The following is a 25,331-nucleotide window of genomic DNA, read 5'->3' as shown; positions in this document are numbered from 1 at the left end:
GATCAAAGGAAACCACGCACTAGGTGGAACGCATGATCAGGCTTGTCGTCATTTTCCTTGCACTCCTCAGTTTCCTCCCGGTCGCAGCCGCGCAGGATCGGTCGGCCGTCGCGACCCTGGTGACGAGCCTGGCGACCAGGGACGAGCTGAAGCCCCTGAGGGCGGTTATCGTTGCCCAGCACGGCGAGACGATCGCGGAAAAGGGTTATCGAGGCCACACGACATCGGAGTCGACCAACATAAAATCGGCGTCCAAGTCGATCATATCCGCACTGGTGGGGATTGCGATCGACAAGGGGCTGCTCGACGGGCCCGAGCAGAAGATCGCGGCGCTCCTCAAGGCGGAACTCCCGCCGCAGCCGGACCCCCGGATCAACGAGATCACGATCGGCAACCTGCTCTCGATGCAAGCGGGCCTGGGGCGGATGTCCGGGCCGAACTATGGCCGCTGGGTCTCGAGCCGCAACTGGGTACGTTTCGCCCTGGCACAGCCCTTCGACGACGAGCCCGGAGGGCGGATGCTCTATTCGACCGCTTCCACGCATCTGCTTTCGGCAATACTGACCAAGGTCGGTGGCAAGTCGACACTGGAGCTTGCGCGCGAATGGCTCGCTCCATTGGAAGGCTTCCGCATCGGGGCCTGGGATCGCGATCCGCAAGGTATCTATTTGGGTGGCAACCAGATGGCGATGAGCGCGCGATCGCTCCTTGCCTTCGGCGAACTCTACCGTAATCGCGGCCGCACTCCCGAGGGACGGCAGGTCGTCCCGGCCGATTGGATCGAGCTTTCGTGGCAGCCGCGAACGGAGTCGCGTTTCACAGGTGACGGTTATGGATATGGTTGGTTCATGCGCCGGATCGGCGACGAGGATGTGTATTATGGGTGGGGCTATGGCGGCCAGATGCTCTACATCGTCCCGGCCTTGAGTCTGACTGTAGTCATGACCTCGGATGAAAGCGGGCCGTCGGCACGCAATGGCTATCGTGATGCGTTACACGGGGTTTTGTCAGAGATCATCGGCGTGGCCAAAGCAAGTTAAAGCAATAGATTCGTAAAATGGAGCAAGGGCGCACCAAACCAGCGTATTCGGTGCGCCCATCATTTTTCCTTCTGGCCTGGATGGCTATGTTTAGGCCGTCGGTTGTTTCGTCTTCCGCAGGTAGGGAAGCACGGTGTCGAAGGAGCCGAAGCGTTGAACGGCATCTTCGTTGGAAACGGCCGCCGTGATGATGACGTCGTCGCCCTGCTGCCAGTTGGCGGGCGTTGCCACCTGATGCCGGGCAGTGAGTTGGATCGAGTCAATGGCGCGCAGTATCTCGTTGAAGTTACGGCCTGTGGTCATCGGATAGGTGAGGATCAGCTTGATCTTCTTATCCGGGCCGATGACATAGACCGAACGCACCGTGGCGTTGTCCGCAGGCGTTCGGCCCTCGGACGTGTCGCCGGCGCCGGCGGGCAGCATGTCGTAAAGCTTTGCCACCTTCAGATCGCGGTCGCCGATCAGCGGATAGTCGACATCGAAGCCGGTTGCCACCTTGATGTCGTTCTTCCATTTGGTGTGACTTTCGACCGGATCCACCGAGATACCGATGATCTTTACGCCGCGCTTCCGGAACTCCGGCTCGATCCCGGCCATCGCGCCGAGCTCCGTCGTGCAGACGGGGGTGAAATTCTTCGGATGGGAGAAGAGAACAGCCCAGCCGTCGCCGATCCATTCATGGAAGTTGATCGTACCCTGCGTTGTCTCGGCAGTGAAATCAGGGGCAGTGTCGTTGATGCGCAGGCTCATGGCTCGTTCCTTTGTTAGGCAAAAGTTCGCTAACCATAGCGCAATTGCTACCGATTTCGAGGAGGAAACGAGCGGCTGGCGCCTACAGGAGAAATAAGCGCATCGTAGTCTGTCGCTTGGCGGAAAATACGACCCGGCCAGCGGGAAGCGCCAGTCTCAATAGCTTTTGCGAGGTCGCGTTGACATGGCGCTGCCGCACCTCATAGATAGCGCTTTCCGAGGGGAGCACCGGGCGGTGCTGAGATGGTGTTGAACCGGACCCTTGAACCTGATCCGGGTTTGCTAACACCCTGAAAATGCTGGATTTCCGTGGTTCTGTCAAGGCAGAATGTAGCAACCGGCGTAGCAGGAATGTAGCAAAAAACAGTCCTCGTCTGATCATCCTTCGATATAAGGTTGGTCACTCACATGCAAGAAGTGCCAGAATTTCCCAATCCGCACCTCCGGCAGGAACTGCTCTTTGATCCAACCGGTATATTCTGCATACTGTTTTTCAAGATTTCTGTTGTACTCGTCGAAGGCGTCCCTTTCCTCACCGAGGAGGCTGAAGTTTAAGTTTTTGTGCGGGTTCAACGACTTGAACTGAATGTAATCATGAATCTGCTGCGCAATCGCTTCGAACCATTCTTCAATGGAGCGATCAAAGACAAACCCACTTTCCTGAGCAAGGTTTGTCATAGCCCAATAGGATTCATCCCTGTAGTCCTTGCCGGTGTGGGCTTCATTGAACTTGATGAACGACTGATAGATCGCAAAGCGTTTGTCGAAGAGACTTAACCTGTAAGCCTGCTTGGCGTTCTCGACTGATTGATTGTGTTGGAGCGACAATAGAGCGTTTTGCGCGTTGATAGTTTTCAACTGCGCATCGACCACTTTCTGGTTTTCTACGAACTGATCGCGCGTTTCGTTCAATTCCTGTCGTTGTGTGAGAACGGCGGCAATCAGCCATACCAGCGCCAATGGTGCCAAAAGACCGGCAAGGAAGTCTCCTACTTCGTTCAAGTCGGGTTCTGTTGTCAGAAAGCTCCACGTGCGTGACCATCCCAACGTGTAGCCCACGGCAATGACATATAATGCAGTTGCGACCCCCGCGACCGCCAACCAGTTCATTCGCTTCCAAGTGTCTCTGAATGCCATCCGCCCGAAGCTCCCCCGCGATAACCGTGCCGCGCAAGCTAAGGCGGCACAACCTAACGAGCAAGAAGCCGTTCACCTTGTCCTCACCGGATACGGGGCAGCCGTTGGTCATTGCTGAGTTTGGCATCCAACGCTCGCACCTCACCCCGCCTGAGCGTTATCGTGAATTTCCAATCTTCAGCGCTCTTTCGGATGAGACTGCGAACCGGTTCTTCCGGTCCGTTGTAAAGAATGTGGGCGCCGCGCTTTACGATGCCTCCGAAGTCAAGCCAAACGAAAATCAGGTGATTGGCAGGTTTGCCGGGAGTGTATGAAGGACCGGACTTCACGTCTTGTGTTGCCTTGATCTGGACTGTTCGTCCGTCGAGCGCACGCCCGTCAACACCGCCTTCCCGCTGTTCACAAAGGGTGATGCCGAAGGCGTCCGCAACCAAAGCTTCGCCGATGTCGCCGAGCAACCTGCCGTCAAGTGTAAACTTCAGTCGGGGATGACTGAAATGCTGGCACATGGCTCTATGCGCTTCGTACAGGTCCAGAACTGGCTTTGGTAGTTCGATCATGTGTTGCTCCATCGGATGGCGCGAAGTGCCGTCTTCCCGCAACTGTAAAATGTCTTTGCGCCCCGAAGCAAGAAAACCACTGAAGCCGGGGCGTAGTCGAACGGGTTGGTTGGCGTTCGTTCAGCCGCCTGACAGGTGCCGCTTGAAATCGCGCACCGGCAGCGCCATCACACTTCGGCGCACGTAACCCCGAACTGCCTCTAAGGCTTCTTCGGATAGGGCCTTTCCGTCTTCCAAAGCGATAATTGCGCCGACATCGGAATCCGGATCGGTGTCCGCGAATGCCTTCTTCACGACTGCGAACGGCACTTCCTCAATCGAGAATGTTACCGGCGTGTTCGGCATCGCATCGGCGAGATTGTCGGCGTTGGTTTCAAGACTAATGGCGAGCGCAAGGACGAACCTCTTCCCGGCTCTCTGAATGATTTGCATGGTGGAATTGGGCGACTGAAGTCCCAAGCATATAGCTTTGATTGTCATGGGTGATAGCTCCTGTTTTTATGGAGGTATTTAGCCAAAATCAAAGTTTTGGAACGACGCGCAAAACGCAAGAAAATCGCGCCACGCCGCCAAAAAATGCAAGTTTACGCGTGAAAATGGACCGAATTTCAGGGACCGGGGAACTAAATAATTACGTAATAACAAACAGGAGAATATTGAAATGAATAGCGTAAATGAGAACTGCGGCGTCTACATCATTGAGCACCGAGATACGGGGAACATATATGTCGGCGCATCGAGCAACCTCAAGAAAAGACACTACCAGCACCTACGGGAACTTTATAAGGGGACACACCATAACGAAGAGCTTCAGGAAGCTTATAATCAAAGCGCAACGGGCAATTCATGCTTGGAATTTCGAACCATCGAACTGTGCGATATAGACGTGTTGGGGGAGCGCGAGACGGCGCACATCGCCACACTTAATCCGGTTTTCAATCAGTACGATGGCGGCGGCGGCTATTTCGTAGTTTCTGACTCTTGGCGGGACAAGCAGCGCAAAAAGTTGATTGGCAAACAGCTTCGAACGGTAGGGACGTATCTGACACCTTGGGGTTCGTTCACTTCAGGCAACAGCGCGGCAAAAGCAATCGGCGACCTGATCAGCCAACCGGCGATCTGGAATGTCTGTACACGTCCGGAAACGATAATCACCCGCCAAGCCTATTGTAAGTCTCGCTACCTGATGACGACTTTCGATGAAAGCGTTGTCGGCAAGCGTTGGTCCGAATTGGGTTTCGGCTTCATTGAAAAAGCTAACGAGCAACATTGATTTCAGAGGATATCAAGAAAATGAATAACGTCATCAATTTCCCAAACAGCGCCGAATTCGAAGACCTTTCCTTGGCTGAGCGCATGATCATTATCGAGTCTTGGCATGAAGAAATGGAAGACACCTTGAGGCGAATGCGCGAGAATGTCGCCTCAATCGAAGCACTCATTGAAGCCAACAAGCGCTTTGATCGGGGATAGATCGTCATCCGCTGCTATATAATGGATGACAAACACCACTTCCCCCAAAGCAATCTCACTCATCAAAACGTCCGAAGGCTGCGAGCTTCGGGCGTATCTCTGTCCCGCTGGTATTCCGACAATCGGATACGGGCATACGAAGACCGTCACCAAAGACGACGTCAAGCGCCGGCAGACCATCACTGAAGCCGAAGCCGAACGACTGTTGAAATCCGATCTTGCCGTTTTCGAAAGTGGCGTGGCGAAGCTCGTGAAGGTCAAACTGTGTGATGACCAGTTCGGAGCACTCGTTTCCTTCGCGTACAATCTCGGTATCGGTGCGTTCGGTTCGTCTACCTTGCTGAAACGCATCAACGCCAAAGCGCCATTGGCTGATATTGAACGCGCTTGGCTTCAATGGAACAAGGCGCGGGTGAATGGCGTCCTGAAGCCTCTTGCCGGTCTAACCAAGCGTCGTAATGTTGAATTCGCTCTGTTCGCCGGTAGATGACGTGGTTCTATCGCAGTGAGCCGTTCACGTCCGAGGACATCAGCGCTTACCATTCGTTCGTCTACAAGATCACAGACAAAGAGACCGGACGCTTTCACGTCGGCAAGAAGATTTTCTTCAGCACGCGCAAACTGCCGCCATTGAAAGGACAGAAGCGTAAGCGAACTGTCATTAAAGAGAGTGATTGGCTTTCATATTACGGCAGTAATGACGCATTGAAGGTGCTTGTCGAAGAGCACGGTCCGGACCGGTTCAACCGCGAAATCCTTCATCTATGCAGGTCGAAGGGTGAAGCCTCTTTCATGGAAGCTTACGAGCAATTCGCACATGACGTGTTGAGACGGGATGACTGCTTCAACGACTGGATCATTGTGAAGGTACACAGAAAGCACCTGACATAGGCATATTCGCCAGAAAAAATGAAGCCGCCACGGGAAACAGGAAACCCCGTGGCGGCTTTGTCATGCGCGTGGCAATTAAAAATTATGGCTTTCAGTATCGACGCTTCTATTTAGCGTCTGGAGTCCTTCGGTTTTCGCCTATCCATAAGCGGGCGCAAATGAAAGCCAACGCAAACCCGATTGCGAGAAAGAAGGCTGCTTCCTCGTTCCTCATTGAATGACCAATCCCCGAACCAATCGCCAAGGACGCGATGACGCCTGATATCCAGAGCGCGGCAGGACGAAAGTTGTCCATCCTTTAAACCTTGCCCTTCTTCGCCAACACGTCGGCGGCATCGAACGCACCACGCGCACCGGCTTCGTTCGCGCGGAACATGATCACGGTCACGCCAATCTGTGCCGTGGGAGCATATACAGGGGTCGAGAATGACGAACCGGAATAGCTTCCATAAGCGTTGTTTCCGTAGACGCTCGCTTGCGCGGTCCCGCTTCCATACGTGCTCATGCCAGCAAATCGTGAACCGGAAGACGTCTGTGCCTGATCAAGCCGAAAATGCGTGTAGCCGCGCCGCAAGGTCGCTTCAGCGGCTTTCTTCATGGTGATCGCACCGGCTGCGCTTGTGAAGATCAATCCGGATGCGTTCGTATCAAGCCGCACCATATTCTGTGCGAGCGGCATTTCGCTCGTAGTCGCACAACTAACCAGCGCCGCCGACAGCAGCGCGGACGCAATAAGATTCCGATACATGAATTCCCCCAGCAAATCCCAACGACAGATTGCATAGCCTGATTTCGAAGCTCTTGCGAGTGCTGCCCCTCGTCACATCAGGCATTGCTAACAAGAAAGTGCCAAAAGCGGCGAAAGCAGTTCTGGCACTTGAGAGACCGGGTGAGGGGCGTTACAGGCTCGCGGCTTCTGTCCACATCGTATCAATTTGCTCTTCGCCAATGGCAAGAGCGGCACCAACGGTCGCGATCAGGGGATGTGTGCGTTCAAACGTGGTCGCATATCCCCATTCGATGCGCGCCGTTTCCTTGTCAGCACCTTCCGGCATTCCTTCAATTACCGCCGTCACCTGAGACATAGAGAAGCCGTTGCCGACAAGACCAAGCCGAAGCTGGCGCGCGGTAAGGGTAGGCATGTTTGCCCGAACTTCTTCAATGGTCGGCGATACATACGGCGCAACCGTGCCAGCACTCGCCAAAGCAAATAGTTCTCTGCCGTGTGCCTCCGGGTCCTGTGCGGTCGCCGTGAAGGGAATCCACCCAAATGTTGGATGGTTTACTTCCATGTCAATCGCCGAACCATCTTGTCGGCTATAAAAAGCGTTTCGAAATTCCATTAAGATATCCTCAAGAATAGTGAAAGCGAGCCGCCCGCCGTCGACCCAGCGCCGATGTTGCCCATACAGCGCCAAGTGCCCGATTGTACGGTTCCGTCACCGCTGGACGAACTGGCGCTTTCAAGGTTCGCGCCGCCAATAGTAGCCCCAAAGGCATATCCATTGGTGTTACCGACACGCTGAGCGAACATGTACGTACCGACAGCGCCAGCACCAAGCGCCGCCATGCCAACTGAAACAATGCTGTCTTCGTCTACTTCGTGTGTGTGGCTGGTCGAAGTTACCGAGTTCGTCGTGCCAGACGTCAGCGTGCCGGGAGTGCCGAGCGTTACCGTACGGGATGCCGCGAGAGTACCACCGCCCGAAAGACCGTTACCCGCCGTAATACTGATCGAAGACGATGCGCCACCAAGATCGGCAAGTGTCAAATTTCCCGAATGCCAAACGGTTCTGTGTGCCGTCGTGGAGGAGTCGTAAAACTTCAAGGCGTCCACATCACCGACGTTCGACAGGTAAAGATAATCGTCGGTGACGTCGTTGAATAGTCTGAAGCCAGCACCAGTGCCGGTTCCATCGGTGTGTTGAATATAAGCCTGTCGCACGCCACCAGCATAGAAGGTGATGTACGGATCGTCGGCAGCAGCCGGACCAGCCACACGAAGTGCTTCGCCAGCATTGGTAACAGTCAGCAGACCGGTTGTAGAAAGCGTTGTAATGCCGGAATACGCACCGGAAATCCGCGCGTTCGGAACAGTACCCGCATTCAAGTTGGATGCGCTGAGATAATACGCGCTGCTTTGACCGTCGAGCAAATCGGCATCAAGACCGGAACCCGCGCCATCGTTCCCGGCGTGCCACATGACGTTGCCGTTGTACTTGGCATCATTGACACCATTACCGGTGATTTGGATGTAGCCTTCGGCAGCACCCGTCGTTTCGTTGTAGCGGCGCATAACCAGACCGCCGCCGACGTCACGGTAAAGGCGACCAGAAAGAACGCCAGCCAATTCAAAACGAAGGTCCGCCGTCGTCGCGTGGTCAATCGTCGTGTTCGAAATGAATGTCTTACCAGCCATCGACGTCGGCAAGCGAGCATCCGAAAGTGTACCGGTCGTCAAATCGGTAGCAGAACCGGAAGCCGCAACCGCTACGAGACCAAGGTTTGTACGGGCGGTAGCGGCGTCATTTGCGCCTGTTCCACCACGAGAAAGTGCGAGCGTACCAAGCGTAATATTGTTTGCGTTGTCGGTTCCAAGCGCAGTGCGCGCAGCCGCCGCCGTTGTCGAACCAGTACCGCCTTCAGGAATGGTCAAGGCAGTCGTGAGAGTCAGCGTATTTGCCGACACATCGCCAAGCTTCAAGTTCTGATCGACGTAGCCATTCATCACGAAGGACGTGCCATTGTAGATGACCGAAACAACCCGACCGGCTTTGATTTGGTTCGCAGTCAGCGCCGAGCCATCGGGCATGACAAGGGCTTTCGCGCCGAGCCCGTTGACGTTCAGCGTTACTGCGCCAGTGTTCGCCCGATCCGCAAAGAACTCGTAGGGATCACCCTTGGTGTAGGCGAGAGGCGCACCGACGTACGTCAAGACGTAAGCGTTTCCGGTGCCCGTCGTAGTGTAATACGGATTGGTTCGGACGTGAGCGCGCTTTATTGCGCCGCGAATGCCGCGAATGATCGGGGCGATTGTCGAAGGCTGATAGCCGCCCTGAACGCCATTCGGCGAAGGGTTCGTATTATCAGCATCAAGTTCGGTCCAATCGCTGGAGGTAATGTCTGTCATTGTGCGTTAATCCGCCTCTTATTATTGCTCGTCTTTGTAGTAACCAACGTCCCGAAGATACTCGTGAATCGCCTGAGAAAGTTCATGGTCCTGCGATACCGCGCCGATCTTTACGAGATTTTTGACGTGGCTTTCCAAGCCGCCTTTCTTCATTTCTGCTTTCGGTACGTCCGCCAGCCATTTCACAAATTCGGGACTTGTCATCATCTTGCCGACGCGATTTCTATAGACCCAATTGCCAGCCTTAGCGGCACCCGTAACGGCATACTTTGTTGCCAAGGCACTACCACCCGTAACACTCATGTCGAGTGCTGCCGCAAGCAGGTTATTCCTGTTGAACGGGTTTAGGGAATCTGCCGCAATCGCGTTGCTTAGGGTGTTCGAATGGTTGTCGAACTTGCCATGCTTCTTCAGACTGTCGGCGATCCGGGCAACTCTGTTCAAGTCTTCGATATAGCTTTCGTGCTTCGTGCCCCTAAGCAAGGCATCCTTAGCTTCCTTGCTGAACCGCTTGGGATCATTCCAGTTGTTCAGGAAGGTGGACATTTCGAAGGGTTCGTCAGGGCCTTTCTTTCCGATGTCGCTAATGATTGAACCGGTCATTTCTGCCCACTTATCCGCACCACCATCATCCTTCATGATGGTACGACGCATGGCAGCGATCTTGTTGCCGCCATCTTTCATGCTGCCAAAAACTTCGCGGTAGATGAGGTCTGTATCTTTCTTCAGAACTGTATCGGGCAGGGTCTTCTTACCAAACTCCTGAGACAATTCGCGATAATTGGAGTTAGCCTTTTGCCATGCCTTGGCGGCATCCTCGCCAGAAGAAAGGGCGGTTTCCTCCATGTCACGCGTGAGCGCGTCATAAAGACCATTCAGGCGGTTCTTCAAGGTCTTATCAAGACCCTGTTCATTCGCCAGTCCGCCGATGTAGGTGCGGTATTCCTTCAGTTCCTTGAAGTTTCCAGCGCCATTCCTGATGTCTTCGAGAAGCGGTGTTGCTTCTTCAATTACACGATCAATGTGCTTTGTGTGTATGCGCTGCCCCACATTGGACAGGCCCGCCTTTTCAGCATTCAAATCCGAGAGATATTTTGCGGTGTTGGAAGCCTTAGGCGTAGCCGTTACCTTGTTGGCGACGTCGTCATACAGGTCGTTCGAAACAGAATATGCCGCGTCCTTGGCAACTTGCGTCTGTTCCCGCAACGCTTGACCGATTTGCGGGCGCGTCATTGCGGGTTGACCGCCTGTCATATCAGTTATGATGCGGTCAAACTCATTGCCGAGTCCTGAGTGTGCGTCCCGGATACGAGCTTCGATAGCTTCTCCGGACTTGGTATTCTTCAGCACATGTTCAATTCTGGCGTGGCGAGGATTGCCAGACACCATGCCTGGAGTCGGGGTTACACCGATGGATTCAAAGTCCGCGATACGGTCGGCGACCTTGGCGGCATCATCAGCCCCGCCGACAAATGCCCTGTTGACAGTATCGCCAACGAAGTCACCAACAGCACGACCGCCCTTCCTAATGAGCGGACCGGCAACCATACCGACGCCTTCGCCAGCCGCGCCAAGAGCGAAAGTCTTCGCCATATCGACAGCTTGTTCAGTGCCGGTCCTTGAGTCCACATTGTCGAACAGCCAATTAAGACTGCGCTGAACGCCCTCACGACCGGCAGTAGCGCCAGCACCAGCGCCGCCAATCGCACCAAGAGCAGTGCCGGGACCGGGGGCAACTAAACTACCGAGCACACCGCCACCAGCTGCGCCGCCAATCGCACCGATGCCTTCGCCGACTTCCGGGAGAATGGATGCGAAATCGCCGCCAGATGGAATCCAGCCTTCGTTATTATACTGACGAACCTTGCCGTCTTTGTCTGTGAAAATGAAATTGTCTTCGCCATACGGCTGCGCATCGGGGTAATATTTGCGCAAGGCAGAAAGCCGGTCTTCCGGTTTATCCAGCGCGCCGACAGCTACACGAACAACGGCAGGAGCATCTTCGCTGTTGTCAATAAGATCGGGGTTTGGACCGCTATTGACCGGCGCACCATCATCGCCCCATTGGTACTGATCGAAAGCCTTGATTAGCTCGTCATCACCGGAAGCAGGGTTGCCCCATTCGTATTGGTCAAATGCTGCCGAAAGGTCGTCCTGATCATTCAAATGCCGAATTTTCGCGGCAGCTTCCGCCTGACTCAAGCTCTGCTTGTTCTTCTTATTATCCGGAGCCATTCGCTCGATATTCTCTCTGTTAGTAACCGCCCAATCCGCCCAATCCGCCGCGCTTCCTCTTCATCATTAACGTTGGTGCCGACGACAGCATTGCGATTTGGACCGGACCGGTATCCTGTCGAGGACGCGCACCATTCTGGATCTGTCTATTTATGGAATCGGTATCTTGGGCGAACAGCTTGGCAGCGTCACCGAGCAATCCAGCGCTTTTGTCGATATCGCTCTTCTGGTCATCTGATATATGCCAATCAGTACCGAACAGCTTGTTTGCGAGACGGACCGCGACCCCATCATTCGGATGAAGGTCTACTTTCCCGATGGAAACATTGCCGTCCGTTGGTGTGGGTGCTGACTGCGATGATGCGGACGGAGTCGGATTTGATTGAGCCAACGCTTGCATTTGCGCGGCTTGTCCGTTCTCGCCGTTCGGCGAATAACCCATCAGCGTTTTGGCGTAGCCGTATCGATTGTTCCAACCATGAGCATTGGTAGGATTGGCAGCAGACCAGCCTTGCGGGCGTTCAAAGCCGACGAAAGCGGCAGTGGCATCTTCAAGAGACTGCGAGTTGCGAAGCCTATCGCCAGCCGCCTTTTCCGTCGTGTTCAGTTCATGAATGATGTAATCAAGCTGCGCTTCGGTGTCGCTGGTGAAGGTGCCAGCTTTCCGACGCTCATCAAGGTATCTGTTTAGACCACGGGCACGTTCGCCATTCCACTGCGCAAGACCGATGCTATTGGAGCCGTCACGACCGTCACCACGGTTGACAGCGCCGGTATTCAGGCTCGATTCCTGTATGAGGTTGCCGACGACAGCAGCAGCTTGATAGTCGCTCAAGTTGTGCGTATCCATCAGGTATCGCTTTAGGTAGAACGCGCGATCATTTACCGCCATTAGTTGCGCCTCTTTCCTTTGGGGCGCGGAACGCCGTCCGGACCAACTACCCAAGTTCCTTCCGGCAGAGCTTCCAACTCTTGAGCGTTGGTCACACGAACTGGATTAGCTTGGGTTCCCGGAGCATCCGCAGTCGTCTCGCTTTCGACAGAACCGCTTTGATCATCAGTCGAAACGCCAGCCGTTTGCCGATACCGCTCAACGCCGCGCTGGACGACTGCGCGAAGCTCATTAAGCGCTTCCCGGTAGTCGTGCTCGTTCTGTGCTCGATTGAGCCGTGCGATGGCTTCTTGTGCCTTTGCGCCCTCTTGTTCGGTAATCGCGCCAGCGCCCCGCAATGAGTTGAAGGCTTGTAGGAAGGTTTGACCGCCAAGCTGATCCATCTTGGATCGAACGCGGGCAGCATCCTCTGTCAAATCCGGTGTCCGGGCATCCCAAGCACCGACCATGGAATCAAGATACGGATCATTCGCAAGGCTATCGATAGACGACAGCATTTCGTTCGCAGCGCCTTCCACCTTCGGACGGTTCGCAGCAGACTCGCCCTGTACCTTGCCTCCTGCTTTCTGGCTTGCTTCGCCCGCGACGTCCTTGGGAGTGCGGCTGATTACATTGCCGGACTTCTTATCGATAAGGACAATTTCAGTGCCGGTATCGATCTTATCAACACCGGGGGCAGCGGTGAGACCGCCCGTTTCGACCTTATGGAAGTTCCCCTTCTTGTCGATCTGCCCAAGAACAGAATTGCCGTTCTCGTCAGTCATCCAAATAGGATTGAGACCATATTCATTCGTGGTCGCGTCGTGGACTTGCTTCTGAATTGCCCTAACGCCATCCGCATCACCAGCAGCCGCATAGATGCCCATGAGTTCGTTAAGCGCTTCCGGGCTGGTGCCATTGGTGCCCCATTTGTCTTGCCATGCGGACATCTGCTTGCGAAATTCTTGGCTACCCTGAAGCTTGATCTGTGCGGACTGGTTTTGAAGGCGCTGCGCCGCCAATTCCTGATTGCCGGAAAGAGTAGCGTCATAGCCCTTCACGCCACCGGCAATACCGGAACCGAGTACGCTAAGGATGTTCATCGGATCGCGAGAGGGACCACCCGCCGCCATCATGTTAGCGCCAGCCATCAGAAGACCACGCGACAACGCTTCCCGTTTGTCCGGCTCATCCGGCAGGAATTGCGACAACCAATTCGGCTGTTCGTCCGGCGTCGTTACCGCTTCGAAATCACTCGGTTGTCCCGGCTTCTTCTTGCGCGCTGTATTCGTGAATAGATCGAAAATTGCCATTAGTCTGCCTCTCTAATCAAACAAACAGACCGGCAAGAGCCGCCAGACCGCCGAGCATTTGACCGCCAGTATTGGAATAGACTTGCGTCTTTGTATTGTTGTATCCGCCGCTATTCAGCAGGTTAATGAAGTTCGCGGCATTCTGAATTGGCTGCTGCTGCATCCGATCCCATTTGTCGATTTCAGCACGCAATTGGAGGTCGCTGCGAGCGTCACGAATGTCACCAACTCCCGCCAACTGCTGGTACGGAAGGTACTGGTTCTGGTAAGCAGTTCCCGCCATATTCGCGGCGTTTAAGCGCTGATCGGCAACCGCATTCTGCTGATTGTTCGCTGCATTCGCGGCGTTCAAACGCTGGTTATTGCCAGCGAACATGTTCGCAATGTTGTTCTGATAGTTGTTCGATGCGAGATTTGCGCCCTGCATCTGGAAATCACGGTTCGAATTTAGCGCGGCTTGCCGTGCGGCGTTCTGGCTATCCATAATGCCCGCGTAATTTGCGTTAGCACCAAGCCTTGCCGCCTGTTGAGAGTCATACGCACTCGACAGCGAGTTAGCCGCATTAAGGCGCTGAGACTGCTGCGAGTTGGCAAGGTCGCCGTAGAGGCTCGTACCAGCCTGTCGCAACTGCTGCTGCTGAGCGTCCGTACCGGCAAGCGCCTGATTGGCGTTAAGTCGGTTCGCAACATCTTGGTTGGCGAAATTTCCATATTGACCAGCAGCGTTCAGTTGGTTCGCCGTGTCCTGATTGTACTGAGCCTGATAGTCTTCGGTCGCAACCTTCGCCATTTCGTTAGCGGCGGTAGACTCCGCATTGTTTCGTTGTGTCGCGTAGGCAGCACTTCCCATTCTACCAAGGGAAGCAGCCTGTGAATCGATTCCGGGGTTCGTGATGTTCTTCAGCTTGTTGGCGATGGCGTCCTGTTGATTGGAAACCATACGGTCCAAGTACGGGTTGTTGCCGACGCTCGCACCGGAAGCCGTATTCTTCAGGAAGTCCATTGCCGGGTTGTTGGACTGCGCAAGGCTGTTCGCCTGTTTGCTCTGTAGACCAGCCGCCGCATTGGTGTACCCGCCGTAACCCTGCGCTTGTGCGAGCGCCGGATTCTGATAATTCGCCATACCCTGAAACTGAGAAATGGCACCGTTCTGATAGTTCTGTAGACCAGCGGCAGTGCCAGCAGCAGCGTTCGTATAGTTCTGCCCAACCGTCGAACCGTTGGCGATACCCTTGGCAATCGCGTCTGTCGGATTGGTGCCGAAATTCATCTGCTGCTGAAGCTGCGAGAGCGTCTGATTGGCTTGCGTATTCGTTCCTTGCGTCATTACGCCATTCACGGCATTGGTCGCGTTGGTGAGTGCCGACGTGTTGCCATTTCGTGCGAGATTTTCAGTACCCTGAAGCGCGTCAAGAGTCGCCTTCGACTGATCGGCAACCTGCTTGCCTTCCCAAGGCTTTGGCGCACCATTTTTGAACGCGTCATCAAGAAGTTTGTATTGGTCGAGCAGGTAGGGTTTAGCCCCATCCCACGGTTCGACCTTACTGGTTTGTTCCTTTGGCGAACTGGGCATTAAATTAGCTCCTTAATGAATTCTTTTTCTTGTTGTTTGAAGCCATTTTGTTTTAGAAACTGGTGCCACTCTTTGCGCGGCGTTCCTACCAATTTAGTGAACTTCAGTTCTCTGAGAAAATCGCAGAGAACAATGTGAGTACCCATGATTTCCCGAAGCGAACCGTTTCGCTTACCGCCTAATAGGACCACGTTGGCAATCCTCTCGCCTTCGTGTTCACACAGTTGGAGGACACATGCGGCGTTTTCGGTCGTAAGCAATTGCCATTCGTTGAAGCGCAATTTCTCCAACAATGTGCCTTCCGAAATGACATCCGGATTTGTATCGATAGCCGCAACAAGCCAATCACGAACCCGCGCGTACTCGCTTTCAGTGAAACCGATCCTCATACGCCGAACACCACGTAATCGAATGTTCGGACGGTCGTGGCGGACGGGTGTCCGACCACAAAGCTGCCGTTTGAAATCGAACTGATATACGCACCAGCCGAACCCGCATTAGTGTTGCGCGGCTGTAGAATGACTTTGCTGATGGTCGTGACTTTAGAGTTCGAAACGGTCGTTGTGGTCGCCGAATTAGCAAGCGAAAACGAACCAGTTGTTCCGTCGAACTGGCTCGCCAATTGGTTCACGATAGAGGCGACTTGCCGTTGGTTGGTATGTTCGTTGACTTTCTGCATTCACATATTTAGCGGAAACTCACCTTCGCCCTGATGGTTTGGCGTCGATTTCCATCGCATATGCGCGCGTCCATGGTCCGGAGATACGAACGCGGAATCGCTGATAACGGCTCTTGTTACGGAAGTATGCGTAGCCTGACTCAGAGTTGGTTTCCTGCATGTCGGACCAAACAATATCCGAGTTCGGCAGGGCCTTCGTTCCGACCTGAACACGAGCGGTGACGCTATCACCAGCGCCTTCGAACTTAGGACGAACAGCACCAATAATCGCCAGTTCAGCGCCGTGCTCGTTTGGTATTAACCGGCTCGCTTGAATCTCAGGACTGTCATACTGAAATTCGAGCGTTTCACCGCTGAACGAATAGACAGCGCCAGTAGCGGACATGCCCCACAGGAGATTCTGTCCACCCGCCCATATGGGGTCGTCAAAGGAAGCCGGAACAGCGTCAATAGAGCCGTACACGTTCAATCCATCGACCGTTTGTGGCAAGGAGACAGAGTTGAAAATGTACGTTGTAGTGGCTGTCGCCCGAGTCCATTCGCCAGACACATAGTTATAGGTAAGCATCAAATCGGGAGTTCCGGACGTTGATGCCTTCGAACAGAATTGCCAGTAGACTAAGGTTTCTCGTGGATCGGCGGCTACCGTCATGAGGCTTGCTTGGGAACTGTCGAAGTTCTCAAGAAACCACTTGTTCACCTTACCTTCCCCGATTGGCGTCAATTGACCGCCTTGGAGCATGTAGAAGCCGTTGTCACTGAGAAAGAAATGGAGACCTGAAACCGTGATAATTGAGTTCGGAACAGAGCAGCCTTTACCTACCACGCGGTCATCGAACTGGAACACGTAAGGCGCTCCAATGTATGTCATCTGAACGATGCCGCGTTGAAGGATCACATAACAACTGTCGTCCGTAACGATGCCTTGGATTGCGCCGTAGCCATGGATATCTTGAAAATCGCTTTGCGTTGCCGCGCTGAATGACCAATCGAAAGGGTTCTCAATTCCGCTCCACCGCACACGATAAGGGACGGCGGAATCGAGCGAGTCGTATGTATTTCCGACGATCACAAAGCCTTTGTGTGTGGCTATATGTCGTCCTTTCACAAGGGTTGTCAGATTTGCGAATTGTAAATCTGTGTTCATATCAAGGTACTGGATTTCGTCGTTGTAATTGGTCCAGAGTTGAAGAGACCCGAATTCAACGCTGCGCCAACGCTCTGTTGCCGACGTGATGTATCCGCCAACGCGGGAAATGTCCGTCCATTGGCGGGTGGAAGGTGCGAGCTTGTAAAGCTTCGTCGCGCATCCGCCGTAAATCTTAGCGTTTCCATCCCTGTCTTGACCGATGGCGGTTCCGAGCGGACGCGAAGCCATACTGGTGCTGCTGTAGAGCGAGGCAGCTTTCATGGGATAGAGCGTAACCGCACCTTGCGCCGATCCGCGACCAGCCGTGGCATTGTGAATGCGCGGACTGCCGGGGTTGTTCATCGCGGGTAGATCAGGTGTGAAGGATGTGAACGGGATTTCGATTAGAGCCATGTACCGAAACCCATATAGAGCGTGCCGGTTTTGCGTCCGCGCCGGTCGTCTTCTGCTACGCGCCCAAGAAGCTCTTGAAGCGTGGCTTGCTCGATAGCGACTCCTTCAGCGTCCTTCTCCCACCGGTAGAATTCCTTCATGACGGCGGCGACATAGACGGTAGGAAAGCGGTCAAACAGCCAATTGGATTGGGTCGGAGACAGGCCCTCGAAAGCGGACCAATAAAGGATCGTCACTTCGTTTTCGACGTAGTTGCCCACAAACACGAGCGTGTTGCCCGAATGATAGTACCCGACTTCATCGGCGTACAACGTTGCTTGTGCGGGATTGACCGGCTTATAGACATAGCCGTGTGATCCGGTGATTGAGCGTAGTTCGATGAAGTCGGATGGGAGTTCAGCCGTATTGTCAACGACTGAAAGGGTAACGGTCTTTTCCGCAAGATAGTGCTTGGTGACGGTCCGGAGGGAATCTTCAGCAAGACTAATGAACGTCGGAATTGGCGCGTCGGTGCGTACCGTCAGAGAATTGATAGTAGCGATAAAATCGTCATAGGTCATCGTTATACGGTCCACCTATTCGTACGGAATTTCGCAAAATCAGGGTCGTTCAGGATGCGCTTCATTTTCGCGTCATCATCCGTAATGCCCTGCCGCATCCATTCGAAGTAGAGCGAATCCGGGACCGATGCGATTTGGACCAAGTCACCGTGCCGACCCGAATAATTGAATTCGGATTCAATCGCGGCATTCTGCGCAATGATCGCATCAACCTTGGCTTCGGTAGTGATAATCAGATTGTCGCCTTGACGGGTAATCCATACGCGTCGTGTAGGGGAATCTTCCCATAGGAATGTACCTTCGGTCGGCAGCAAGTCAGCGCCAGTAAGATTAAGGTCGTTCATGTTTGCTCGTCATTCCTGCCTTGTTTATTGCTATTTAGCGGCAGTGAATTTTGAGCAGCGGGCAAAAAAAGAGGCCCCGAAATGGAGCCTCAGTTTCCCTGAATTATAGTTATATCCGTTCAGGTCAGATTAGATTACGAAAGGTCAGCGACCTTGCCGTTACCTGCTTCGTTGCGGCAAACAAGGGTAACTTCAGTGATGACCTGATATCCCTCGTAGTCGCCCCCTTCGGGAAGCTTCTTCTTGGTGAGGCCACGGAATACAGCCTGTGCCCAAAGCTCCGGATCGTAACCGATAACCGTGCTCGAACGTACGTCGCGCGAAGTCACAATATCGAAGCGACCGAAAGGTGTTTCGTACATCGTGACGTCACCGAAGACGGTCTTCTTGCTGGCGTCCTGAAACTTGGTAGTACCATTGGACAGAGCAACGATATTCTTCTTCTGTGCCGGGGGAACCAGAAGGATTTTCGGCACACCACCTTCGGAGTGGATACCTTCAGCCATCTCGACAATGAGTGCGTGAGACAGCGCACGAGCCGTGCCGTCCGTTACAGCGCCGACGAGACCGGTGCCACTGTTATAGCCAGCGGTAACGCCGCCAGTTCCATGAAGCGCATTGGTCTTGACCCAAGCTTCCATACCGCCCATTTCACGCGGCTCGCCAAGCGAAGAAGCCTTCTCCGATACAGCAGTGGCTTCGATATCGCCCTTGACTTGCTTGATGCTCTTCGCAAGCTGGTAAGCAAGTTCGTTCTTTGAACCAACCGTGTCGGATGCGATCAGACTGCCGGAAACCTGAACAGTTTCAGTGAAAATCTGTGCGTGGTTGCGGAGACGAACGGGAGCGCTATTGCTTGCGGCGGCGGCTTCAGCACCTTCGATAGCAGCGTTGTTCTTGTTACGGGCGCGAAGCTTGTCCTGAGTCCATTCGTGAGTCTTCTGCGATGCCGAAACCTTCGCAATGGAGGTAAGGAACGGGGTGTCTTCAGGCGAAATGTTCGAAATGATGTCTTCAAGGTCTTCGCGAACGTGAGAGACATCGGTTGTTTTGAGAGTAGCCATTATTAGTTAAAACCTCTTTTTATAGGCGACTGATGATGAGGGCAGCGGCGTCGTCCAGATTGCCCGATTGCTTGAATTTGGACCAATTCTTCTCACGATGATCGAAGTTTTTCCGACTTGGTTCCTTCGCGGAAATGTTCGGCTTCTGTTCGAAATTCTTCACCACTTGAGGCACGATCTTTGCGGTGTTTTCAGCCTTCCAGAGGCGGTAGAGAATATCGAGCATTCGATAGTCAGAGAGATTTTCCAGTTCTTGCTGATCAAAACTTGCGTCGATCAGCAGTTGCGTCATACCGACTTGAGCTTCCTTGGCACGGGCAGAATCGCGGAGTTCAGGATACGTTTCAAAGAACTTAGTCTTCGATTCAGTAAGCCTCTCCTGATGCAGTTGCGCCTCTTGAGCCTCACGTTGCTGAGCCATCGCCATTTCGGTTTCATACAGCTGGCGTGCGATACTATCGCGGCGCTCTTGCATTTCCTTCTGGCGGACATATTCGCCGGGATTCTCATTCAGGAGGTAATCCCAATCGATTTCGGGTTGCGTCGCATATGCGGCTGCCATTTCGCGCTTGAAAGCTTGGAGATAACCCATGCTTTCTTCACGAAGTTGCTCACGAACCTGATTCACGTCCCGCTGGTTCTCCGAGTATTGCTTTCGCAGTTCGGAAATTTCCTGAGCCTTCCGTGTGTAGTCGCTCTGTCGCAAATAGCCCTTGCGGAGTTCCGAGAGTTTCACCGGCAGCTTTTCGCCACCAATTTCAACCTCGTATTCCGGGTCGTCTTCATCGGTATTGTTCTCGGTTGCGTCAGCCTCATTCGCTTCATCAGCATTGGCTTCAGCGTCCGGTGACATTTCGCCGTCGTTATCTTCAGAGTGTTCTACTTGAGAGTCATTCGATACGCCGAGCATGCCACGAAGTTTAATCGCGGCATCATCAACAGAAAGACCTTGGCTATCGACAGTCTCCGCTTCGGAGGTATTGTCAACAAGTTCTTCATCCATACTTCTAATATAATCCTTTGGTTTTCAAAAACGTTTGAATTGCTTCTATTTAGTATTCTTCGTCGTTTGAGGCTTCGATTTGTGCCTCATAACGAGCTTTCTCAATATATTTAGTGATGCGTTCTTTGAAGAGTTTGAACCCGTGCGAAAGCTGTTGAACTTCCTTCAATGTCGCGTCGTCACCAAGCGGGACCCTGTTGAACAGAGCAAAGACATCTTCTTCGATCCAACGGCACACGTTCTGATAATCGGCATTATTCATCAGCCGTTCGGCAGCATACGCCTTGTCTACAACGTCCTGATTGATCATTGGATATTCCCCATGGGATCGCGCGGCATTCGCTGTTCAACCTTCAGTTGCTCGATTGCGACTTGTGCCGCGTATTTTGCTTCTATTTCTGCTCTCTTCAGTTCAAGTTCCTGCGCCAGCTGATCGCGCTTGAAGTCCATTTCGGCAGCAAACTTCGTCAAATCGGACTGGCGGCTCAGTTCGTCTGATTGTGACTTCAGTTGCGCCTTAACGGTCTCAACTTCGATGATTCCGGCATTCGGATCGACGGGCGGTTGCGGGGGCGGGGGCGGCGGCAATGTTGTCGGATCGGTCCAGTGAGCAGCCGTGTTCTTGTATCCCGACAGTTCAGTCAACTTCGCAACGGTGTTGAAGATGTTCTGCGCATTGACGATGGGCAGACCCTGTGCCAATGCCTGATATTGCTGCGCCAGAAGGTTATTGAGAGACGCCATTGATTGGTCGCGGGACATGACTCCAAACGCAACCGACGTGGTGACATCGAAATTGATGTTGTATTCATCAACCGGGATGAAGTTGCCCGTCAGCCTACCAATAAGTTCCTGCGACTCGTCGGGCTTCTGTACGAGCAAATCGACAATGACTTTTGTGAGATAGCGATAGCCGGTTTCGGCAAAGAAGCGTGATACGGTCTCAATCAAAGTCTGTTGCTGGTTCGAACGCTGATTGATCGCCGTGGCAGTGGTGCGCTGTAAGTCGGATGCGTCGAGCGTCATCATTTGAGGCCCAACGCCTGTCGAGAAGTCAAGCTTCTGTTCGAGCCGTTCGATAATCCCGGTAGCTTGTGCGCCAGTGAACGGATGCTGAACGAAGTTAATTCCGCCGTTCGGTGACGATGAGCGGATGACCTTACCGGGATGCAGGTTTGTTAGGTCGTCAATCGAACTAACGTCATCATCAACAACAGTGATGGGGAATACCGACATGTTGAGCGAGTCTTGAACAGCCCGCTCCATTTTCGATATTTTCTCGTGATCTTCTCCAATTCGGTCCGCGATTCCTTGCCCAAAAAGGGTGCCCGCAAGTGGATAAGGGACGAATGCCGCATACGGATAAAACCGAGTCGTCTCTTCATAATCCAGAAGAATGGGGTTGGCGGAATCGCCCCCGAACGTGATTCGGTAATGGCGCGACGTGGTATCAAGTTTGAGACGGGTATAGACCGTATAGACCTCGACCATATCCTTGTCGAATGCGCGCTCGCCTGAGACGTCTTTGAGACGTTCAAGCGCGATACCATCAGTCTTTTCATTTACACCGGGAATACGATCTACAGTCGCCTTGTCAAAGCCAAGGTCGATGAGGACGGAACGGGACATGATCTTGCGATGCCCCTGTAGCTTGGCGCGGATGCCCCCTGTTTCCGGATCAAACTGCGCATCAGTCGATAGAACCGCGTCTTCCGGATCGACCGGGAAAACATTGATGCAAGAGCGGCGGGTTACAGTGCGAATTTTTACGTCGCGTACCTGAACACCGCCTGGAATGGTGTACGGCTCGCCCGACTCTTCGATAATGATTTGTCCGGCTTCTTGCTGTTCAGAGAACTGGACAAGCTGAACGTCGGGAATCCCCTTGATCAGCCGGGGTAGGGACTCTTCCGTGATCGTCTCGAATTCGGCAGTCACTATACCCAAGCCCGTCAAGAATCCGTTTTGAAGCCATGGATGAAGGTAACTAAGGTGTTTGTTCTTGTCAGTCAGTATCCAGTTGACAACGGCGGTCTGTTGCCGCGCAATCGCTTCATCTTCGGGACCAATTGCCTGAAACTCACAAACGTGTTCGGGTGTCGTGAAGATGCGAATTAGCTGTCCGGTTGCCCAATCAACATGGTTCTGAACAAGGGGAGAAACCCACTTGGAACGGCCCCGTGGAAGTTTGGAGTCACCATCCAGCAGTTCGCGATTGTAATATTTGAGCGCCTTCTCTTGCTTCTGCGCAATGTTACCGTTCGAAAAATTGACCGAGTCCTTCAGCTTTGTGCCGATGGTCTCAAGAATTGTCCGCTCGTCTTTCTTTGAAATAGCCATTACCGCCAATCGTTTTGATCTATGAAATTCGATCTATTTAGCGGCGGGCGATGCGCAGCGATGGCTATTCCCATTGCGAAAGGTTGTCGTATTCAATTGGCTTATCCCACTGGTATTTGGACGCGTATCGAGTGTGAGATACCGAGAATGTCAGCGCCAATGCGTCGGCATAATCCGGGGATCGACCAAGCCTTTTCTTGAGCGACTTCTTGTCTTCGATCTTGATCTTTGGCGAATCCTCATAGGTCGGGATAGCCAAGTCTTCGATCAGCTTCTTATGGTTGGGAATTGACACGTCGCCAGTGTGAATCCACTCGCGCATTTCGAACCAGATTTGGTCACGGACGCGCGTATATCGGTCCGGATTGCGCTTTGGAACTTCGGCAAACATGCACTTATAGACGGGAATTTTGAAGTGCTTCAGCGCGTCATAGACGCCGGCACCAAGACCGTTGCCATCCACCGCGATAACGGCAGGACGATCCTTCTTCGATGTCTTCAGGTAGAGTTCCTTGACGCGCAAGGCGAGGGCAACCGGTTCAAGACCCGCCCATTCTTCGAAACCGCGCAAGACATTGTCGTGTCGGATGGCGAGCACTGACTTGTCTTTGCCAGCACCGGCTGGATCGAGGCCCCAAATGATCGGTGCCTTGGGATTGGGGATCGCGTCCTTGTTCGTGACGGCTTCGTCAAGGAATTCGCGTGAAATCAGCCCGTCCACGTCGGACAAGGGGAATTCGCCTTCCACCAATGTCAGATAGTCGCGGCTGGTCACGCCGCCATAGAGACGCGCAAACCTTTCCTCTTCTCCCGGTGTGTAGTTCGGCTTGTCACGAATCGAGCCGTGAACCTTTATCCAATCCTTGGATAGTTCGGGGTCGCGCCATGTCTTAAAGAAGAAGCCGCTTGCCTTATCGGGGTTGGAAACAAGGACCACCTTCGCGCCCGGACCATCGTTCAGGACGTTCAGAAGTGCGCCGGTAAAGATTACGTCTTCAATACCGCTGGCTTCGTCGGCAATGACAATGTTGTTTTTCGAGTGGAAACCACGTGCCGCAGCGATGTTGTCTTTCGATACAAGACGATATTCCGCCCAACAGGTTTCGCCGCGCGACTTCCTGAAAATCTTGGTCGCCGATACCTCGAACAGTTCTCTGAAGAGCGGTGCCATATTTGAATACAGCACTTGAAGTTCGTTCCAGATACCCGACTTGATCGTGGACTCAGAGGGGGCAAAGATCGTGACCTTGACGGGATCGAATACGATCAGCGACCACCAGAGGGAAATTGCGGAGATAAAGGTTTTACCCCATCCCGACGAACCCTTTACCGTGATCGTTTGATTGTTCTTAAATGCCTCACAATATTCAATTTGCTTAGGCGTCAAATCGACGTCGAAGACATGCTTCGCAAAAAGAGACATGTCTTCATAAAAGGCATCAATAAGTGCTTTAAGATCGCTATATTCTTGATTGTCGTTCATTCCGATATTTAGGGAATGAACGACTTTGTCTGGTCATTTCTTGGTGATCAGGCGCAATATCAGATCACGGATGAACTCTTTGAGACCTTGCGGATTCTTGGCATATTTGCGCGCAACGTTCACTAAGGCTTCTGCGAGATACATGCCAGTCATGCCGAGAACGAATGAAACAGCGTTCATGACAGATACGGCTGATATGCCGAGTAGCATACAGACGACCGGTGTAAGCCATACTGCGCAGAGCACGCCACCAAAGCCGCCGAAGAGCCGTTCCCAAACCGTACCGGATCGGGCAATGATTGCGCGCACGAACGCGCCGGAAATCGCGGCAAGGACGTATTGCGGCTGTAAAAGATGTGCGGAAACCCAAAGTCCGGCAGCAATGAGAAGGGCAACGATCCAATCAAACATCTTTGGATGTGCTCTTGTTTGAAATGGACCTGAAGAGACAGGTGCCCGCAACTGCGAAGACGAACGTCACGGCGCTTGCTGCCGCTGTAATGCCGAAGATGGAACACAAAGCGGGCGCAAGCCAGAGCGCAACCAAGAAGCCAGCGACAGAGTCGGTCATACTTCGCCCTCATCTTCAATTTCCAGAGGGACGAAGTTGGCTTCGATCACGGGAGTAGCGGGAGTGATATCCTTTATGCCGTGCCGCTGCGCATTGATGCGAGCCATCATGTCGACAATCTGGTGAGTATGGTTCACTTCGACCTTGGATTCGGTCGGAGCTTTCGAAAGCGTCATGTCGCCAAGATAGGCAGCGGCTTTCATTCGATCTTTCATTGATGCGTCTTCATCACGCATAACCGAAAGCATGAACTCGACAACTTCCACGGACTTGCTGTTCGCCAGTTCCTTGGCTTCCTTCGGTGTTGGTCTACGACCGCTACCGGGAACCTTCGGATCGCCCTTCTGCCGTCCGATCTTCTTCAGGTGATCGTTCCATTCAGGGGATTGCCAGCGTTCACGCTCTTTCTCGGTAACGGTGCGCTTGCGCCGACCTTTCTTGCGTTTGATTTCCGGAAATTCGCTGATGTCGAATTTAATTTCGTTTTCGGTTTCGTTGCCGTTGTCAATTTCATCACTCATCGATTTCGCGTCCCCCAAAGATGGTAAGGAAGACATCCGCATCCGCGTCGTCGGCGAAGTCGATTATGATGTGGGTAGGTTGGGTGATCTCGTATGAATAGTTCCCATCTACCATGCCACGAACCGGCTTTATGAACTTCTCATAGGCCCATTCGTCAAATCGACCAGCCGCCGAAGCGTCCGCGATCTGTGCCTTATAGCCGTTCTGTGGTATCTCGAATTTGATGCGCATTAACCCGCGTATTGCCCC

General features: G+C 53.3%; 29 protein-coding genes. 5 read left to right on the top strand and 24 right to left on the bottom strand.

Annotated elements, in window-relative coordinates:
- The first annotated feature begins 32 nt into the window (after positions 1–32).
- Positions 33–1,040, top strand: coding sequence for a serine hydrolase domain-containing protein (locus FB009_RS24865; protein ID WP_101804630.1), 1,008 nt, complete (start codon positions 33–35; stop codon positions 1,038–1,040).
- A 90-nt stretch (positions 1,041–1,130) separates the two neighbouring features.
- On the opposite strand, the gene FB009_RS24860 is transcribed toward FB009_RS24865, so the two are convergent.
- The 4 genes from FB009_RS24860 to FB009_RS24845 all read right to left on the bottom strand — a co-directional run bounded on the left by FB009_RS24860 (position 1,131) and on the right by FB009_RS24845 (position 3,967).
- A complete protein-coding gene (locus FB009_RS24860; RefSeq protein WP_012061872.1) occupies positions 1,131–1,790 on the bottom strand; it encodes a peroxiredoxin in 660 nt (219 codons plus the stop codon).
- Between the two features lie 378 nt (positions 1,791–2,168).
- A complete protein-coding gene (locus FB009_RS24855) occupies positions 2,169–2,927 on the bottom strand; it encodes a hypothetical protein (protein WP_145162113.1) in 759 nt (252 codons plus the stop codon).
- An 83-nt stretch (positions 2,928–3,010) separates the two neighbouring features.
- On the bottom strand, positions 3,011–3,487 hold the full coding sequence (locus FB009_RS24850; RefSeq protein ID WP_145162110.1) for a DUF6998 domain-containing protein: 477 nt from the start codon (positions 3,485–3,487) through the stop codon (positions 3,011–3,013).
- 120 nt (positions 3,488–3,607) lie between these two features.
- Positions 3,608–3,967: a hypothetical protein gene (locus tag FB009_RS24845; protein WP_145162107.1), complete on the bottom strand. Its 360-nt coding sequence runs from the start codon at positions 3,965–3,967 to the stop codon at positions 3,608–3,610.
- A 181-nt stretch (positions 3,968–4,148) separates the two neighbouring features.
- Between FB009_RS24845 and FB009_RS24840 the strand changes: the two genes are divergently transcribed.
- The 4 genes from FB009_RS24840 to FB009_RS24825 are packed head-to-tail and all read left to right on the top strand — an operon-like array spanning position 4,149 to position 5,851.
- Complete coding sequence (locus FB009_RS24840) at positions 4,149–4,760, top strand: GIY-YIG nuclease family protein (protein ID WP_145162104.1); 612 nt, start codon at positions 4,149–4,151, stop codon at positions 4,758–4,760.
- Positions 4,761–4,780: 20 nt separating this feature from the next.
- Positions 4,781–4,960 (top strand): hypothetical protein, encoded by a 180-nt coding sequence (locus FB009_RS24835; protein ID WP_127634481.1) that lies wholly within the window; start codon positions 4,781–4,783, stop codon positions 4,958–4,960.
- Between the two features lie 25 nt (positions 4,961–4,985).
- Positions 4,986–5,450 (top strand): lysozyme, encoded by a 465-nt coding sequence (locus FB009_RS24830; RefSeq protein WP_145162095.1) that lies wholly within the window; start codon positions 4,986–4,988, stop codon positions 5,448–5,450.
- Positions 5,447–5,851: a hypothetical protein gene (locus tag FB009_RS24825; protein ID WP_145162092.1), complete on the top strand. Its 405-nt coding sequence runs from the start codon at positions 5,447–5,449 to the stop codon at positions 5,849–5,851. Before FB009_RS24830 ends, FB009_RS24825 begins: the two co-directional genes overlap by 4 nt.
- Positions 5,852–6,149: 298 nt before the next feature.
- On the opposite strand, the gene FB009_RS24820 is transcribed toward FB009_RS24825, so the two are convergent.
- From FB009_RS24820 to FB009_RS24725, 20 genes are all read right to left on the bottom strand, one after another.
- Complete coding sequence (locus tag FB009_RS24820) at positions 6,150–6,614, bottom strand: hypothetical protein (RefSeq protein WP_234888291.1); 465 nt, start codon at positions 6,612–6,614, stop codon at positions 6,150–6,152.
- A gap of 136 nt (positions 6,615–6,750) precedes the next feature.
- Positions 6,751–7,194 (bottom strand): hypothetical protein, encoded by a 444-nt coding sequence (locus FB009_RS33295; RefSeq protein ID WP_234888290.1) that lies wholly within the window; start codon positions 7,192–7,194, stop codon positions 6,751–6,753.
- Entirely contained in the window at positions 7,194–8,981 is a 1,788-nt protein-coding gene (locus FB009_RS24810) for a hypothetical protein (protein WP_145162089.1), read from the bottom strand. The genes FB009_RS33295 and FB009_RS24810 overlap by 1 nt, the downstream gene beginning before the upstream one ends.
- A 21-nt stretch (positions 8,982–9,002) precedes the next feature.
- Positions 9,003–11,216, bottom strand: a complete 2,214-nt coding sequence (locus FB009_RS24805; protein ID WP_145162086.1) for a hypothetical protein — start codon at positions 11,214–11,216, stop codon at positions 9,003–9,005.
- Positions 11,217–11,235: 19 nt separating this feature from the next.
- Complete coding sequence (locus FB009_RS24800) at positions 11,236–12,108, bottom strand: phage tail tip lysozyme (RefSeq protein ID WP_145162083.1); 873 nt, start codon at positions 12,106–12,108, stop codon at positions 11,236–11,238.
- Positions 12,108–13,400 carry a hypothetical protein gene (locus FB009_RS24795; RefSeq protein ID WP_145162080.1) on the bottom strand — a complete coding sequence of 431 codons (1,293 nt, stop codon included), beginning with the start codon at positions 13,398–13,400 and terminating at the stop codon, positions 12,108–12,110. The genes FB009_RS24800 and FB009_RS24795 overlap by 1 nt, the downstream gene beginning before the upstream one ends.
- A 16-nt stretch (positions 13,401–13,416) precedes the next feature.
- On the bottom strand, positions 13,417–14,973 hold the full coding sequence (locus FB009_RS24790; RefSeq protein WP_145162076.1) for a hypothetical protein: 1,557 nt from the start codon (positions 14,971–14,973) through the stop codon (positions 13,417–13,419).
- Positions 14,973–15,362 carry a hypothetical protein gene (locus FB009_RS24785; protein ID WP_145162073.1) on the bottom strand — a complete coding sequence of 130 codons (390 nt, stop codon included), beginning with the start codon at positions 15,360–15,362 and terminating at the stop codon, positions 14,973–14,975. Before FB009_RS24785 ends, FB009_RS24790 begins: the two co-directional genes overlap by 1 nt.
- Positions 15,359–15,652: a hypothetical protein gene (locus FB009_RS24780; RefSeq protein WP_145162070.1), complete on the bottom strand. Its 294-nt coding sequence runs from the start codon at positions 15,650–15,652 to the stop codon at positions 15,359–15,361. Before FB009_RS24780 ends, FB009_RS24785 begins: the two co-directional genes overlap by 4 nt.
- Positions 15,653–15,671: 19 nt before the next feature.
- Positions 15,672–17,195: a hypothetical protein gene (locus tag FB009_RS24775; RefSeq protein WP_145162067.1), complete on the bottom strand. Its 1,524-nt coding sequence runs from the start codon at positions 17,193–17,195 to the stop codon at positions 15,672–15,674.
- Positions 17,186–17,755 carry a phage adaptor protein gene (locus tag FB009_RS24770; protein ID WP_153423759.1) on the bottom strand — a complete coding sequence of 190 codons (570 nt, stop codon included), beginning with the start codon at positions 17,753–17,755 and terminating at the stop codon, positions 17,186–17,188. Before FB009_RS24770 ends, FB009_RS24775 begins: the two co-directional genes overlap by 10 nt.
- Before the next feature lie 2 nt (positions 17,756–17,757).
- Positions 17,758–18,099, bottom strand: a complete 342-nt coding sequence (locus FB009_RS24765; RefSeq protein WP_145162064.1) for a hypothetical protein — start codon at positions 18,097–18,099, stop codon at positions 17,758–17,760.
- Between the two features lie 134 nt (positions 18,100–18,233).
- Complete coding sequence (locus FB009_RS24760) at positions 18,234–19,163, bottom strand: SU10 major capsid protein (RefSeq protein WP_145162061.1); 930 nt, start codon at positions 19,161–19,163, stop codon at positions 18,234–18,236.
- A gap of 19 nt (positions 19,164–19,182) precedes the next feature.
- On the bottom strand, positions 19,183–20,166 hold the full coding sequence (locus tag FB009_RS24755) for a hypothetical protein (RefSeq protein WP_145162058.1): 984 nt from the start codon (positions 20,164–20,166) through the stop codon (positions 19,183–19,185).
- 49 nt (positions 20,167–20,215) lie between these two features.
- Positions 20,216–20,476, bottom strand: a complete 261-nt coding sequence (locus FB009_RS24750; RefSeq protein ID WP_145162056.1) for a hypothetical protein — start codon at positions 20,474–20,476, stop codon at positions 20,216–20,218.
- A complete protein-coding gene (locus FB009_RS24745; protein WP_145162055.1) occupies positions 20,473–22,506 on the bottom strand; it encodes a portal protein in 2,034 nt (677 codons plus the stop codon). Before FB009_RS24745 ends, FB009_RS24750 begins: the two co-directional genes overlap by 4 nt.
- A gap of 64 nt (positions 22,507–22,570) precedes the next feature.
- Positions 22,571–23,989 carry a hypothetical protein gene (locus FB009_RS24740; protein ID WP_014527902.1) on the bottom strand — a complete coding sequence of 473 codons (1,419 nt, stop codon included), beginning with the start codon at positions 23,987–23,989 and terminating at the stop codon, positions 22,571–22,573.
- A 33-nt stretch (positions 23,990–24,022) separates the two neighbouring features.
- Positions 24,023–24,400 carry a hypothetical protein gene (locus FB009_RS24735; RefSeq protein ID WP_127635318.1) on the bottom strand — a complete coding sequence of 126 codons (378 nt, stop codon included), beginning with the start codon at positions 24,398–24,400 and terminating at the stop codon, positions 24,023–24,025.
- A gap of 156 nt (positions 24,401–24,556) precedes the next feature.
- On the bottom strand, positions 24,557–25,081 hold the full coding sequence (locus FB009_RS24730; RefSeq protein WP_014527905.1) for a hypothetical protein: 525 nt from the start codon (positions 25,079–25,081) through the stop codon (positions 24,557–24,559).
- The gene (locus tag FB009_RS24725) at positions 25,074–25,313 is read right to left on the bottom strand and encodes a hypothetical protein (RefSeq protein WP_014527906.1); all 240 of its coding nucleotides are present in this window, start codon (positions 25,311–25,313) and stop codon (positions 25,074–25,076) included. Before FB009_RS24725 ends, FB009_RS24730 begins: the two co-directional genes overlap by 8 nt.
- Positions 25,314–25,331: the final 18 nt, after the last annotated feature.

The sequence above is a fragment of the Sinorhizobium medicae genome, assembly GCF_007827695.1.
GTDB classification, from domain to species: Bacteria; Pseudomonadota; Alphaproteobacteria; order Rhizobiales; family Rhizobiaceae; genus Sinorhizobium; species Sinorhizobium medicae.
The sequence above is the reverse complement of the archived record's forward strand: the minus strand, read 5'-3'. Positions and strand labels throughout refer to the sequence as shown.